A 13,714-nucleotide genomic window follows, 5' to 3' on the forward strand; every position below is an offset into this window, starting at 1 on the left:
GGATATGCAGGGCTCCGACCGAATTTCGAATTACGAGAAGCGAAACCACTACCATGATGCGCAGCCATTATTGCGGCCAACTGAACGAAAGCCTGGAAGGCCAGGAAATTACTCTTTGCGGTTGGGTTCACCGTCGCCGTGACCACGGTGGGGTGATTTTCCTCGATATCCGTGATCGTGACGGTCTGGCCCAGGTGGTGTTCGACCCGGACCGCGCTGAATCCTTCGCCGCCGCCGATCGCGTGCGCAGCGAATACGTCGTGAAGATCACCGGCAAGGTTCGCCTGCGTCCGGCCGGTGCGACCAACGCCAACATGGCGTCGGGCATGATCGAAGTCCTCGGCTACGAACTGGAAGTGCTGAACGAATCGGAAACCCCGCCGTTCCCGCTGAACGAGTTCTCCGATGTCGGCGAAGAAACCCGCCTGCGCTATCGCTTCCTTGACCTGCGTCGCCCGGAAATGGCCGAGAAGCTGCGTCTGCGTTCGCGCATGACCACCAGCATCCGTCGTTTCCTGGACGAGAACGGCTTCCTCGACGTCGAGACGCCGATCCTGACCCGCGCGACCCCTGAAGGTGCTCGCGACTACCTGGTGCCGAGCCGTACTCACGCCGGTTCGTTCTTTGCCTTGCCGCAATCGCCACAGCTGTTCAAGCAGCTGCTGATGGTGGCTGGCTTCGACCGTTACTACCAGATCGCCAAGTGCTTCCGCGACGAAGACCTGCGGGCTGATCGCCAGCCGGAATTCACCCAGATCGACATCGAGACCAGCTTCCTCGATGAAAACGAGATCATGGGCATCACCGAAAAAATGATCCGCAACCTGTTCAAGGAAGTGCTGGACCTGGAATTCGGCGACTTCCCGCACATGACCTTCGCAGAAGCCATGCGCCGTTACGGTTCCGACAAGCCGGACCTGCGTAACCCGCTGGAACTGGTTGACGTTGAAGATCAACTGAAAGAAGTCGACTTCAAGGTGTTCAGCGGCCCGGCCAACGACCCGAAATGCCGTATTGCCGCGTTGCGCGTTCCAGGCGCTGCGAGCATGCCGCGCAAGCAGATCGACGACTACACCAAGTTCGTCGGCATCTACGGTGCCAAGGGCTTGGCGTACATCAAGGTCAACGAGCGCGCCAAAGGCGTTGAAGGTCTGCAATCGCCGATCGTCAAGAACATCCCTGAAGCCAACCTCAATGTGATCCTCGATCGCGTTGGTGCGGTTGACGGCGACATCGTGTTCTTCGGTGCCGACAAGGCCAAGATCGTCAGCGAAGCGCTGGGTGCACTGCGGATCAAGGTCGGTAACGATCTGAACCTGCTGACTTGCAAGTGGGCGCCAATGTGGGTCGTCGACTTCCCGATGTTCGAAGAGAACGACGACGGCAGCTTCACCGCCTTGCACCACCCGTTCACCGCGCCGAAGTGCACTCCGGAAGAACTGGAAGCCAACCCGGCGACCGCTCTGTCCCGTGCCTACGACATGGTGCTGAACGGCACCGAGCTGGGTGGCGGTTCGATCCGTATCCACCGCAAGGAAATGCAGCAGACTGTATTCCGCCTGCTGGGCATCAACGAAGCTGAACAGGAAGAGAAGTTCGGCTTCCTGCTCGACGCCCTGAAGTACGGCGCGCCGCCACACGGTGGCCTGGCCTTCGGTCTGGACCGTCTGGTGATGCTGATGACCGGCGCCCAGTCGATCCGTGAAGTGATCGCCTTCCCGAAAACCCAGAGCGCGGCGGACGTCATGACTCAGGCACCGGGCCAGGTGGATGCCAAGGCATTGCGCGAACTGCACATTCGTCTGCGCGAAACGCCAAAGGCTGAGTAAGGCTGACCGCAAAGGCGCATCCTTTTGGGTGCGCCTTTTCTTTAGGTCGAGATTTTTTGGTTGCTGGCCGACACTGAGTGCGGCGGGCAATGTTTCAAAGAGAATTCGGAGCGAGTTATGGCGGGTCATTCCAAGTGGGCGAACATCAAGCACCGCAAAGAACGTCAGGATGCCAAGAAGGGCAAGATTTTCACCAAGTGGATTCGTGAACTGACCGTTGCTGCCCGACAGGGTGGCGGTGACCCGGGCTCCAACCCGCGCCTGCGTCTGGCGCTGGACAAGGCCCTTGGCGCGAACATGAGCCGCGACATCATTGATCGCGCCGTTGCGCGCGGTGCCGGTGCTGCCGACACCGACGACATGGTCGAGCTGAGCTACGAAGGCTACGGCCCGGGTGGCGTGGCGGTGATGGTCGAGTGCATGACCGACAACCGTAATCGCACTGCGGCCGCTGTTCGCCATGCGTTCAGCAAATGTGGCGGCAACCTCGGCACCGACGGTTCCGTGGCTTATCTGTTCGAGCGCAAAGGGCAGATTTCCTTCGCGCCAGGCGTTGATGAAGACGCGCTGATCGAAGCGGCGATGGAAGCCGACGCCGATGACGTGGTCACCCACGAAGACGGCTCCATTGATGTGTTCACCTCGTTCGCCGGCTTCTATTCCGTGCGCAACGCGCTGGAAGCGGCCGGTTTCAAGGGTGAAGACGCTGAAATCGTCATGTTGCCGACCACTAGCGCCGAACTGGACCTGGAAGGCGCCGAGAAGGTGCTCAAGCTGATTGACATGCTTGAAGACCTGGATGATGTGCAGAACGTCTATTCCAATGCGGACATTCCTGAATCGGTAGCCGCACAGTTAGGTTAAGGGCGACTAAGATTCAATGTGGGAGCGAGCCTGCTCGCGAATGCGGATTTTCACGCAACATCGTTGCTGAATATGAAACCGCTTTCGCGAGCGGGCTCGCTCCCACATTTGTTATTCGCTGAATTGAATATCGTGCTTTTACTGAATCCGCAGGCGTTATGACTTTAATTCTTGGTATCGACCCCGGTTCGCGTATTACCGGTTATGGCGTGGTGCGCGATACCGGGCGTGGCTGTGTGTATGTGGCATCGGGCTGCATTCGTACCGGCTCGGGAGAATTGCATGAGCGTCTGCAAATCGTTTATCGCGGCGTGCGTGAAATCATCCAGACATACGGCCCGGTCACCATGGGCATCGAAAAAGTGTTCATGGCGCGCAATGCCGACTCTGCACTGAAACTGGGGCAGGCGCGCGGTGCGGCCATCGTTGCCGGTGCCGAGGAAAGTCTGGAAATCGCCGAATACACCGCAACCCAGGTCAAGCAGGCAGTGACCGGCACCGGTGCGGCGAATAAAGAACAGGTGCAAATGATGGTCATGCACATGCTGAAATTGACCAGCAAGCCGCAAATCGACGCCTCTGACGCCCTGGCCATCGCCATTTGCCATGCGCACACCCGTTCCAGTCTGTTGCCCCATGGCCTGGGGACGGCACGCAGTCGTGGCGGGCGCCTGCGTCTCTGATAGCATCAGCAATCATTTTTTATGGAATGAGGGTTTTCGTGTCTGTGTTGTCGACACGAACCCTTGCTCTGTCGGTCGCCAGGCATTGATCTGGCCAACGCTCAAGGATCTGTAACGTGATTGGACGCTTGCGCGGCACACTGGCTGAAAAACAGCCGCCGCACCTGATTCTGGATGTAAACGGTCTGGGGTATGAGCTGGAAGTGCCCATGACCACGCTGTATCGCTTGCCGTCGGTCGGTGAACCGCTGACCTTGCACACCCACTTGGTCGTACGCGAAGACGCGCAGTTACTCTATGGCTTCTTTGGAAAGCGTGAGCGAGACTTTTTCCGCGAGCTGATCCGTCTCAATGGTGTAGGGCCGAAATTGGCGCTGGCATTGATGTCCAGTCTGGAAGTCGATGAGCTGGTCCGTTGCGTACAGTCCCAGGACACCTCGGCGCTGACCAAGGTGCCGGGCGTGGGCAAGAAGACGGCGGAACGTTTGCTGGTGGAACTCAAGGACCGCTTCAAGGCCTGGGAAACCGTACCGGCTATGTTCGCGCTGGTGCCCAATCAGCCGGGCGGGCCAGATGCGCCGGCGCCGGTCGCCACCGCCGAAAACGATGCGGTCAGCGCGTTGATCTCCCTGGGCTACAAGCCGCAGGAGGCCAGCAAGGCGATTTCCGCGATCAAGGAGAAAGGCTTGAGCAGTGAAGACCTGATTCGTCGTGCCCTGAAGGGAATGATTTAAGTGATTGAAGCTGATCGTCTGATTGCCGCCACCCCGGGTCCCCGTGACCGCGAGGAAGTCCAGGACCGGGCGATTCGTCCCGTCAGCCTGGCCGAATACATCGGCCAGCCGACCGTTCGCGAGCAAATGGAGTTGTTCATCCAGGCGGCTCGTGGGCGCAACGAGTCGTTGGATCACACGCTGATCTTCGGTCCGCCGGGTCTGGGTAAAACCACCTTGGCGAACATCATCGCCCAGGAAATGGGCGTGTCGATCAAGAGCACATCAGGTCCGGTGCTGGAACGCCCGGGTGACCTGGCGGCGCTGTTGACCAACCTTGAACCCCACGACGTGCTGTTCATCGATGAAATCCATCGCCTGTCGCCGATTGTCGAAGAAGTGCTGTACCCGGCCATGGAAGATTTCCAGCTCGACATCATGATCGGCGAGGGGCCGGCCGCGCGTTCGATCAAGCTTGATTTGCCACCCTTCACCCTCGTCGGTGCAACGACCCGTGCCGGCATGTTGACCAACCCCTTGCGCGACCGCTTCGGGATCGTCCAGCGCCTGGAGTTCTACAGCACCGCGGACCTGGCAACGATTGTCAGCCGTTCGGCGAGCATCCTTGGTTTGCCGCTGGACCCGGAAGGCGCCTTCGAAATCGCCCGGCGTGCCCGCGGTACGCCGCGGATCGCCAACCGATTGCTGCGTCGGGTGCGCGATTTCGCCGAGGTGCGCGCCAAGGGCCACATCACCAAGCCGATTGCCGACCTCGCGTTGAACCTGCTGGATGTCGACGAACGTGGCTTCGACCACCAGGACCGGCGCCTGCTGTTGACCATGATCGAGAAGTTCGACGGCGGGCCGGTCGGGGTGGACAGCCTGGCCGCGGCCATCAGCGAAGAACGCCACACCATTGAAGACGTGCTGGAGCCGTACCTGATCCAGCAGGGCTACATCATGCGCACCCCGCGGGGGCGAGTGGTGACCCGGCATGCGTATTTGCACTTCGGTTTAAATATCCCGTCACGATTGGGCGAAATGCCCGTGGTAGACGAGTTCCTTGACGCCGTGGATGATTAATAATTTTTGCGCGCTGATATATTCGGCTTTTGTGCGGTCCGAGGACCGTGCTTTTGCGAAAAAGCCCGCAGATCAATGAAAAACAGTTGCCTGGCCGGATTGGCAACCTGAGGAGTAAGCACTAGAGTATGCGCGCGCAAAACGGGCTTGAGCCGTTCACACATCGTTGTCGCGTTTATTACGAGGACACCGATGCGGGCGGCATCGTGTATTACGTCAATTACCTCAAGTTTATGGAACGGGCTCGAACCGAGCGGCTCCGGGATCTGGGCTTTGCCCAATCGGCGCTGGCAGGGGAGGACCTGTTGTTTGTCGTGCATTCCAGCGAAGCGCGTTACCACGCGCCGGCGCGACTGGACGACGAGCTTCTGGTAAGCGCTGAAGTAATCGAATTGAACCGGGTCAGCCTGCGTTTCAAGCAGCAGGTCAGGCGGGCAACGGATAATGTGCTGCTCTGCGAAGGGCAGTTTTTGGTGGCCTGTGTGCGCACTAACAGTTTGAAACCCCGGGCCATTCCCGAAGCTCTACGTGCGGCCTTTGCCGACGTGAGCGGCGCGGGTACACACTCAAAGCAGGAGATAAAGCGTGGAAGCTAACGTCGTCGACCATTCCTCCATGTGGAGCCTGGTCAGCAATGCCAGTATCGTGGTGCAACTGGTAATGCTGATCCTGGTAGCCGCATCGGTGACCTCATGGATCATGATTTTTCAGCGCAGCAATTTGATTCGTGCCGGTCGACGTGCCCTGGAGAGCTTTGAAGAGCGCTTCTGGTCCGGTATCGACCTGTCCAAACTCTACCGTCAGGCCGGCAGCAACCCTGATCCGGATTCGGGCGTCGAGCAGATTTTCCGTGCCGGTTTCAAGGAATTCTCCCGTCTGCGCCAGCAGCCAGGCGTTGACCCGGAAGCGGTCATGGAAGGCGTGGCCCGTGCCATGCGCGTTGCCATTTCCCGCGAAGAAGAGAAGCTCGAACAGAGCCTGCCATTCCTCGCCACCGTCGGCTCCGTGAGCCCGTACATCGGTCTGTTCGGTACGGTCTGGGGCATCATGAACTCCTTCCGTGGCCTGGCCACTGCCCAGCAAGCGACCCTGGCCACTGTGGCTCCGGGTATCGCCGAAGCACTGATCGCCACCGCGATCGGTCTGTTCGCTGCCATCCCGGCCGTTATTGCTTACAACCGCTTCTCTGCTCGCAGCGAAACCCTGCTGAGCCGTTACTACACCTTCGCCGATGAATTCCAGGCGATCCTGCACCGCAAAGTGCACACCAGCGAAGAATAAGCAGGTAATTTCCAATGGCTTTAATCGCTCGAGCTCGCAAAAAGCGCAAGCCGGTTGCCGAGATGAACGTAGTGCCTTACATCGACGTGATGCTGGTACTGCTGGTCATCTTCATGGTGACCGCGCCGATGCTCAATCAGGGCGTGAAAGTTGATCTGCCCAAGGTTTCCAGCGAAGCCTTGCCGCAGGACAACAACACCCAGGTCCTGACCATTTCGATCAAGGCTGACAAGACCTACTACTGGAACCTTGGCAGCGAAGTCGACACCGAAAAGCAGCAGGACAAGGCCATGACCTTGCCGCAGATGACTGACGCGGTGACCAAGATCATTCGTGCTGGCACTGAAGGTGGCAAGCGCACTCAGGTGTTCATCCGCGGCGACAAGACCGTCGACTACGGTTCGGTCATGGGTGCCATGGGCGGTTTGCAGAAAGCCGGCGTCGGTAACGTTGGCTTGATTACCGAGGCGCCCTGATGCAGCAACAACGAGAGCCAACAGCCTCGGAAAGCTACTTCTGGCCTAGTGTCTGGGCGATTGGCTTGCACGTGCTGGTGTTCGGCATGCTGTTTGTCAGTTTTGCCATGACGCCTGAGTTGCCGCCGGCCAAGCCGATTGTCCAGGCGACCCTGTACCAGCTGAAATCGAAAAGTCGGGCGACCACCCAGACCAATCAGAAGATTGCAGGTGAAGCGCAGAAAACTGCTGCGCGTCAGACCGAAGTCGAACAGTTGGAACAGAAAAAGGTCGAGCAGGAAGCGGTGAAGGCTGCGGAACAAAAGAAAGAAGAAGCGGCTCAAAAGGCCGAGGAAGCCAAGAAGGCCGACGAGTCGAAGAAAGCGGATGAGGCGAAAAAGGCTGATGAAGCCAAGAAAGCCGATGAAGCGAAGAAGACCGCCGAAGCCAAGAAGGCCGAAGAGAAACAATTGGCTGATATAGCCAAGAAGAAATCCGAAGAAGAAGCCAAGAAAGCCGCTGAAGAAGAGGCCAAGAAAGAGGCCGCTGAAGAAGCCAAGAAGAAAATCGTCGAAGACGCGAAGAAGAAAGCCGCCGAAGACGCCAAGAAGAAAGCTGAAGCTGAAGAGGCGAAGAAGAAAGTCGCCGAAGACGCGAAGAAGAAAGCTGCTGCCGATGCTGCGAAGAAGAAATCGCAGGATGCGGCACGTAAATCTACCGAAGACAAAAAGGCCCAGGCCTTGGCAGATTTGCTTTCCGACACGCCACAGCGCCAGCAGGCCTTGGCGGATGAGCAGGGTGACGAAGTCGCCGGCAGTTTCGATGATTTGATTCGTCTTCGTGCAGCGGAAGGCTGGGCTCGTCCTCCTTCGGCACGCAAAGGTATGACAGTTGTGCTGCAAATCGGCATGTTGCCGGATGGTACGGTGACTTCGGCCAGCGTGGCCAAGTCCAGTGGCGACGGTCCGTTTGATGCGTCTGCTGTAGCGGCGGTCAAGAATATTGGACGTTTGACAGAAATGCAGGGAATGAAGCCGAGCGATTTCGCTCCGTATCGTTCATTCAAGATGACATTCACGCCTGAGGATTTAGCCCCGTGAGAAACCTTCTACGAGGAATGCTTGTCGCTATCTGCTGCCTGGCAGGGATGGCGATGGCGGATGAGAAAAACATTCTGGTCACCAGCGGCAGTGATCGGGCCACCCCGATCGCGGTCGTTCCGTTTGCGTTCCAGGGCGGTGCGGTACTGCCGGACGACATGTCCGAAATCATCGGTAACGACCTGCGCAACTCGGGTTACTACTCGCCGATTCCAAAGCAGAACATGATCAGCTTGCCGAGCCAGGCCAGCGAAATCATTTTCCGTGACTGGAAGGCGGTTGGTGCCCAGTACATCATGGTCGGCAGCATTGTTCCGGCCGGCGGTCGCCTGCAGGTTCAGTACGCTCTGTTCAACGTCGCCACCGAGCAGCAAGTGCTGACCGGCAGCGTGTCGGGCAGCACTGATCAACTGCGCGACATGGCGCACTACATATCCGACCAGTCGTTTGAAAAGCTGACCGGTATCAAAGGTGCGTTCTCGACGCGTCTGTTGTACGTGACTGCCGAGCGTTTCTCCGAGAAGAACACGCGCTACACGCTTCAGCGTTCGGACTATGACGGTGCCCGTGCCGTGACCCTGCTGCAATCGCGCGAGCCGATCCTGTCGCCGCGTTTTGCACCGGATGGCAAGCGCATCGCGTATGTGTCGTTCGAGCAGAAGCGCCCGCGTATCTTCATGCAGAACATCGACACCGGTCGCCGCGAGCAGATCACCAACTTCGAAGGCCTGAATGGTGCGCCAGCCTGGTCACCGGATGGCAATCGTCTGGCATTCGTCCTGTCCAAGGACGGCAACCCGGACATCTATGTGATGAACCTGGGTTCGCGTCAGATCTCTCGCGTCACCAACGGTCCCGGCATCAACACCGAACCGTTCTGGGGTAAGGATGGTTCGACCATCTACTTCACCTCCGACCGTGGCGGCAAGCCGCAGATCTACAAAACCAGCGTCAGTGGTGGTGGTGCGGAACGTGTGACCTTCGTTGGTAACTACAACGCCAACCCTAAATTGTCGGCTGATGAAAAGACCCTGGTGATGATTCACCGCCAGGACGGCTTCACCAATTTCAAGGTGGCAGCCCAGGATTTGCAGCGAGGTAGTGTAAAGATCCTCACTGATAGCACTCTGGACGAGTCGCCTACTGTCGCGCCCAACGGCACCATGGTAATCTACGCCACCCGCCAGCAGGGCCGGGGAGTCTTGATGCTCGTGTCCATTAATGGACGCGTAAGGCTCCCGCTTCCTACCGCTCAAGGCGAAGTTCGAGAACCTTCCTGGTCCCCTTACCTGAACTGACGCGGCGCTACACGTTTTACTTAACACACTGGGGTTCATTAGGAGTTTCACGATGGAAATGCTGAAGTTTGGTAAATTTGCTGCGCTGGCTCTGGCCATGGCTGTAGCTGTAGGTTGCTCGTCCAAAGGCGGCGACAACGCCGGTGAAGGCGCTGTTGATCCAAACGCTGGTTACGGCGCAAACACTGGTGCCGTTGACGGTTCCCTGAGCGAAGAAGCTGCTCTGCGCGCAATCACCACCTTCTACTTCGAATACGACAGCTCGGACCTGAAGCCAGAAGCCATGCGCGCTCTGGATGTTCACGCCAAAGACCTGAAAGCAAACGGCGCTCGCGTTGTTCTGGAAGGCAACACCGACGAACGTGGTACTCGTGAGTACAACATGGCACTGGGCGAGCGTCGTGCGAAAGCCGTTCAACGCTACCTGGTACTGCAAGGTGTTTCCCCAGCTCAGCTGGAACTGGTTTCCTACGGCGAAGAGCGTCCAGTTGCTACCGGCAACGACGAGCAGTCCTGGGCTCAAAACCGTCGCGTCGAACTGCGTAAGTAATTCGTCATGCGAACGTGCCGTCGTGCTGTAACTGTCTTGGCTCTCAGTCTCGCACCGCTTGCGGTGTGGGCTGCGGTTCCTGTGGTCGATAACAACTCTGGTTCTAACAGCGGGAGTAGTTATCCGCCTGCGGGTTACGGTACGAACGGCGCCTATGCCGGGGGAGGGGTTTCGACCCCTGTCTCGGCACAGGGCCAGCTGTTCAACCAACTGCAACAAATGCAGGAGCAGATCTCGCGCCAACAGGGTGTGATCGAAGAACTGCAAAATGATGTAGCGCGCATGAAGCAAGAGAACCTGGAGCGATATCAGGATCTTGATCGGCGCATAGGAACCGGCGTTGCACCTGCCGCGACTCCTGAAAATTCTTCCACTGGTGGTGATTTGAACGCCCCTAGTGCAGCAGCAGCTGGCGCAAGTGCAGGAGCGGCCGCCGCTGCCACTTCCACACAAGCGCCTGCCGCGGGTAGCGAACCGGCGGATCCGGCGAAGGAAAAGCTGTATTACGACGCAGCCTTCGACCTGATCAAAGCCAAGGATTTTGACAAGGCCAGCCAGGCTTTTGCCGCTTTCCTGCGCAAATACCCGAACAGCCAATACGCGGGCAATGCCCAGTACTGGTTGGGCGAAGTGAACCTGGCCAAAGGCGATCTGCAAGGTGCAGGTCAGGCGTTTGCCAAGGTTTCACAGCTGTACCCAAAGCACGCCAAAGTGCCTGATTCGTTGTACAAGCTGGCTGATGTAGAACGCCGCCTCGGTCACACCGACAAGGTCAAAGGCATTCTGCAGCAGGTTGTGTCGCAGTATCCGGGCACTTCCGCCGCTCAGCTGGCCCAGCGTGATCTGCAAAAAATGTAAGGCTGCTTGACCCGTTTCGAAGAAACCCGCGCTTGTCGCGGGTTTTTTCGTTAGAATTCACGCCCTTTTTATGAAACACGCTTTTTGGGATCTGCGCGGTGGCGGGGTTCCTTGAAGTGCCTGACGGAGGCGGACAGCCTGTTTAGCTGTTATGCCCGTGGCGACTATGCAAGACACATTGAGAATTACCGAAGTTTTTTACTCGTTGCAGGGTGAAACGCGAACTGCCGGGCTGCCCACAGTATTTGTGCGCCTGACCGGTTGCCCTTTGCGTTGCCAATACTGCGACAGCGCCTACGCGTTCACTGGCGGCACCATTCGCCCGCTCGACGACATCCTCGAGCAAGTGGCCGGTTTCCGCCCGCGTTACGTGTGTGTTACCGGTGGCGAGCCACTGGCACAACCTAACGCCATCCCATTGCTCAAGCAGTTGTGCGACGCCGGTTACGAAGTGTCACTGGAAACCAGTGGTGCGCTCGACATCTCGGCGGTAGATTCCCGGGTCAGTCGCGTTGTCGACCTGAAAACCCCGGGTTCGAAGGAAGCACACCGCAACCGCTACGAAAATATCGAGCTGCTCACGCCTAACGATCAGGTGAAGTTTGTCATCTGCTCGCGGGAAGACTATGACTGGGCCGTGTCCAAGCTGATCCAGTACGGTCTTGACCGGCGCGCCGGCGAAGTCCTGTTCTCGCCAAGCCACCACGACCTGAATGCTCGGGACCTGGCGGATTGGGTGGTGGCGGACAACCTGCCAGTGCGTCTGCAATTGCAGCTGCATAAATATCTTTGGAATGACGAGCCGGGGCGCTGATATGACGGAACAACTGAACACCGCTGAAAAACGTGCAGTCATCCTGCTGTCCGGCGGGCTGGACTCGGCCACTGTCGTGGCCATGGCCCGCGCCGAAGGCTACAGCTGCTACACCATGAGCTTCGATTACGGCCAGCGCTCTCAAGCAGAGTTGCACGCCGCCGCACGCGTCGCCCGTGACCTGGGTGTGGTCGAGCACAAGGTGATCGGCCTCAACCTGAACGGTATGGGCGGCTCGGCGCTGACCGACAGCAGCATCGACATTCCGGAGGAGCTGGGGGAGGGCATTCCAGTGACTTACGTGCCGGCGCGCAACACTGTATTCCTGTCGCTGGCCTTGGGCTGGGCCGAAGTGCTCGGTGCGCGTGACATCTTCATTGGTGTGAATGCGGTGGATTACTCCGGTTACCCGGACTGCCGTCCCGAGTTCATAGAGTCCTTCGAGCGCATGGCCAATCTGGCAACCAAGGCCGGTGTAGAGGGCAATGGCTTTCGTATCCAGGCACCCCTGCAGAACCTGAGCAAGGCGCAGATCGTTGAGGCGGGCGTGAAGCTGGGCGTGGATTACGGGCTGACGGTTTCCTGCTATCAGGCTGACGATGACGGCCGTGCTTGCGGCAAATGCGACAGCTGCCGACTGCGTGCAGAAGGCTTCGCGGCGGCCGGAATCAGCGACCCAACACCTTATTTTTGATTTATTTCAAATTAGGTGTTGAATAGTCCTTAAAAATCAGTATTATACGCGCCACCACACAGCGGGTCGTTAGCTCAGTTGGTAGAGCAGTTGGCTTTTAACCAATTGGTCGTAGGTTCGAATCCCACACGACCCACCATTTTTGTAGCAGTTTTAAAAGTCTGGAAGGCCCACGCAAGTGAGGATTTCCGGATTTTTTTTTGCCTGCGATTTGAGGTCGCCCAGGTGCAGGGCTGCACCGCGTGACACAGGTCAGAATCATCTTTTGCATCCACGGGATATTCTGTAGCCTTGCGCAACTTCAACGCTGTCCGTGCCTGATGAATACTCACTTTCCCGGCGGTACCCTGACGGGTCCGGAGCCGGGTGTATACTCGACTTTCGCGCGAAAGCGCCTGCAGGTCTTGCGAACATGACGCAGATTTCCGAACGCCTTCTGGTTCAAGCTCACCTCGACGCCAAGCAGCCCAAGCCGCTGACCGCCGAGGAAGAGGCTTATTACCGTGCCGCCATCGCCGCCGAGCTCAAAGCTCAGGACGCGGTGCTGGTTGCCCACTTCTATTGCGATCCGGTGATTCAGGCCCTGGCCGAAGAAACCGGTGGTTGCGTCTCCGATTCGCTGGAGATGGCTCGTTTCGGCAGAGATCACTCGGCCAGGACCGTTGTGGTCGCCGGTGTGAAGTTCATGGGCGAAACCGCGAAAATCCTCACCCCTGAAAAACGAATTCTGATGCCCACCCTCGAAGCGACGTGCTCGCTGGACCTGGGTTGCCCGGTAGACGAGTTTTCGGCGTTTTGCGACCAGCACCCGGAACGCACAGTGGTGGTGTATGCCAACACTTCGGCGGCGGTCAAGGCGCGGGCGGACTGGGTGGTGACATCCAGCTGCGCGCTGGAGATCGTTGAAAGCCTGATGGATAACGGCGAGACCATCATCTGGGGCCCGGACAAACACCTGGGCACCTACATTCAGCGCCAGACCGGTGCGGACATGCTGCTGTGGGACGGTGCCTGCATCGTTCATGAAGAGTTCAAGTCCAAGCAGCTTGAAGACATGAAAGCGCTGTACCCGGATGCCGCCATTCTGGTGCACCCGGAATCGCCGACTTCGGTGATCGAGCTGGCGGATGCCGTCGGTTCCACCAGTCAGTTGATCGCAGCGGCGCAAAGCCTGCCGAACAAGACCCTGATCGTCGCCACCGATCGCGGCATCTTCTACAAGATGCAGCAGCTGTGCCCGGACAAGGTCTTCATCGAGGCGCCAACGGCCGGTAACGGCGCAGCCTGCCGCAGTTGCGCGCACTGCCCGTGGATGGCGATGAACACCCTTGAGCGCACGCTGAAGAGCTTGAAAGAGGGGGCGAACGAGATCTTTGTGGATCCGGCGCTGATTCCGCAAGCGATTCGGCCGTTGAAGCGCATGCTGGACTTCACTCAGGCTGCGCGGATGAAGCTGGCTGGCAACGCCTGAGATCTGTCAGGTAAGCAGCAA

15 protein-coding genes and 1 tRNA gene are annotated in these 13,714 nt (G+C 58.3%); all 16 read left to right on the forward strand.

Translation table 11 applies throughout. From position 1 onward, the window contains the following. The first annotated feature begins 53 nt into the window (after window positions 1-53). The 16 genes from aspS to nadA all read left to right on the forward strand — a co-directional run bounded on the left by aspS (window position 54) and on the right by nadA (window position 13,693). On the forward strand, window positions 54-1,829 hold the full coding sequence (gene aspS / locus AC07N8_RS02375) for an aspartate--tRNA ligase (RefSeq protein WP_027922935.1): 1,776 nt from the start codon (window positions 54-56) through the stop codon (window positions 1,827-1,829). Between the two features lie 117 nt (window positions 1,830-1,946). Next, window positions 1,947-2,693 carry a YebC/PmpR family DNA-binding transcriptional regulator gene (locus tag AC07N8_RS02380; RefSeq protein ID WP_483841787.1) on the forward strand — a complete coding sequence of 249 codons (747 nt, stop codon included), beginning with the start codon at window positions 1,947-1,949 and terminating at the stop codon, window positions 2,691-2,693. Window positions 2,694-2,851: 158 nt separating this feature from the next. Continuing rightward, on the forward strand, window positions 2,852-3,376 hold the full coding sequence (gene ruvC / locus AC07N8_RS02385; RefSeq protein ID WP_007945844.1) for a crossover junction endodeoxyribonuclease RuvC: 525 nt from the start codon (window positions 2,852-2,854) through the stop codon (window positions 3,374-3,376). Window positions 3,377-3,492: 116 nt separating this feature from the next. After that, window positions 3,493-4,110 (forward strand): Holliday junction branch migration protein RuvA, encoded by a 618-nt coding sequence (ruvA, locus tag AC07N8_RS02390; protein WP_059182263.1) that lies wholly within the window; start codon window positions 3,493-3,495, stop codon window positions 4,108-4,110. After that, entirely contained in the window at window positions 4,111-5,172 is a 1,062-nt protein-coding gene (ruvB, locus tag AC07N8_RS02395) for a Holliday junction branch migration DNA helicase RuvB (protein ID WP_027922938.1), read from the forward strand. 128 nt (window positions 5,173-5,300) lie between these two features. Continuing rightward, a complete protein-coding gene (gene ybgC, locus AC07N8_RS02400; RefSeq protein ID WP_027922939.1) occupies window positions 5,301-5,768 on the forward strand; it encodes a tol-pal system-associated acyl-CoA thioesterase in 468 nt (155 codons plus the stop codon). Beyond that, window positions 5,758-6,453, forward strand: coding sequence for a protein TolQ (tolQ, locus tag AC07N8_RS02405; protein WP_140667542.1), 696 nt, complete (start codon window positions 5,758-5,760; stop codon window positions 6,451-6,453). The genes ybgC and tolQ overlap by 11 nt, the downstream gene beginning before the upstream one ends. A gap of 23 nt (window positions 6,454-6,476) precedes the next feature. Beyond that, entirely contained in the window at window positions 6,477-6,929 is a 453-nt protein-coding gene (gene tolR / locus AC07N8_RS02410; protein WP_161807482.1) for a protein TolR, read from the forward strand. Beyond that, the gene (tolA, locus tag AC07N8_RS02415) at window positions 6,929-8,008 is read left to right on the forward strand and encodes a cell envelope integrity protein TolA (RefSeq protein WP_483841786.1); all 1,080 of its coding nucleotides are present in this window, start codon (window positions 6,929-6,931) and stop codon (window positions 8,006-8,008) included. The genes tolR and tolA overlap by 1 nt, the downstream gene beginning before the upstream one ends. A gap of 17 nt (window positions 8,009-8,025) precedes the next feature. Further along, a complete protein-coding gene (gene tolB / locus AC07N8_RS02420) occupies window positions 8,026-9,306 on the forward strand; it encodes a Tol-Pal system beta propeller repeat protein TolB (protein WP_483841931.1) in 1,281 nt (426 codons plus the stop codon). A gap of 52 nt (window positions 9,307-9,358) precedes the next feature. Beyond that, complete coding sequence (gene pal / locus AC07N8_RS02425) at window positions 9,359-9,856, forward strand: peptidoglycan-associated lipoprotein Pal (protein WP_003178634.1); 498 nt, start codon at window positions 9,359-9,361, stop codon at window positions 9,854-9,856. A gap of 6 nt (window positions 9,857-9,862) precedes the next feature. Beyond that, the gene (gene ybgF, locus AC07N8_RS02430; RefSeq protein WP_483841785.1) at window positions 9,863-10,714 is read left to right on the forward strand and encodes a tol-pal system protein YbgF; all 852 of its coding nucleotides are present in this window, start codon (window positions 9,863-9,865) and stop codon (window positions 10,712-10,714) included. Window positions 10,715-10,880: 166 nt separating this feature from the next. Beyond that, window positions 10,881-11,528, forward strand: a complete 648-nt coding sequence (queE, locus tag AC07N8_RS02435; protein WP_046032066.1) for a 7-carboxy-7-deazaguanine synthase QueE — start codon at window positions 10,881-10,883, stop codon at window positions 11,526-11,528. Between the two features lies 1 nt (window position 11,529). Then, entirely contained in the window at window positions 11,530-12,222 is a 693-nt protein-coding gene (gene queC / locus AC07N8_RS02440) for a 7-cyano-7-deazaguanine synthase QueC (RefSeq protein ID WP_493142464.1), read from the forward strand. Between the two features lie 63 nt (window positions 12,223-12,285). Beyond that, window positions 12,286-12,361, forward strand: a tRNA-Lys gene (locus AC07N8_RS02445). 273 nt (window positions 12,362-12,634) lie between these two features. After that, window positions 12,635-13,693 carry a quinolinate synthase NadA gene (gene nadA / locus AC07N8_RS02450; protein ID WP_493142465.1) on the forward strand — a complete coding sequence of 353 codons (1,059 nt, stop codon included), beginning with the start codon at window positions 12,635-12,637 and terminating at the stop codon, window positions 13,691-13,693. Window positions 13,694-13,714 lie beyond the last annotated feature (21 nt).

The sequence above is a fragment of the Pseudomonas sp. GW821-FHT10C09 genome, assembly GCF_059415465.1.

What these genes read in the sequence shown, in the direction of transcription:
- aspS (WP_027922935.1), top strand. Translation starts at nt 54, where the DNA reads ATGATGCGCAGCCATTATTGCGGCCAACTGAACGAAAGCCTGGAAGGC.
- AC07N8_RS02380 (WP_483841787.1), top strand. Translation starts at nt 1,947, where the DNA reads ATGGCGGGTCATTCCAAGTGGGCGAACATCAAGCACCGCAAAGAACGT.
- ruvC (WP_007945844.1), top strand. Translation starts at nt 2,852, where the DNA reads ATGACTTTAATTCTTGGTATCGACCCCGGTTCGCGTATTACCGGTTAT.
- ybgC (WP_027922939.1), top strand. Translation starts at nt 5,301, where the DNA reads ATGCGCGCGCAAAACGGGCTTGAGCCGTTCACACATCGTTGTCGCGTT.
- tolA (WP_483841786.1), top strand. Translation starts at nt 6,929, where the DNA reads ATGCAGCAACAACGAGAGCCAACAGCCTCGGAAAGCTACTTCTGGCCT.
- tolB (WP_483841931.1), top strand. Translation starts at nt 8,026, where the DNA reads ATGCTTGTCGCTATCTGCTGCCTGGCAGGGATGGCGATGGCGGATGAG.
- pal (WP_003178634.1), top strand. Translation starts at nt 9,359, where the DNA reads ATGGAAATGCTGAAGTTTGGTAAATTTGCTGCGCTGGCTCTGGCCATG.
- ybgF (WP_483841785.1), top strand. Translation starts at nt 9,863, where the DNA reads ATGCGAACGTGCCGTCGTGCTGTAACTGTCTTGGCTCTCAGTCTCGCA.
- queE (WP_046032066.1), top strand. Translation starts at nt 10,881, where the DNA reads ATGCAAGACACATTGAGAATTACCGAAGTTTTTTACTCGTTGCAGGGT.
- queC (WP_493142464.1), top strand. Translation starts at nt 11,530, where the DNA reads ATGACGGAACAACTGAACACCGCTGAAAAACGTGCAGTCATCCTGCTG.
- nadA (WP_493142465.1), top strand. Translation starts at nt 12,635, where the DNA reads ATGACGCAGATTTCCGAACGCCTTCTGGTTCAAGCTCACCTCGACGCC.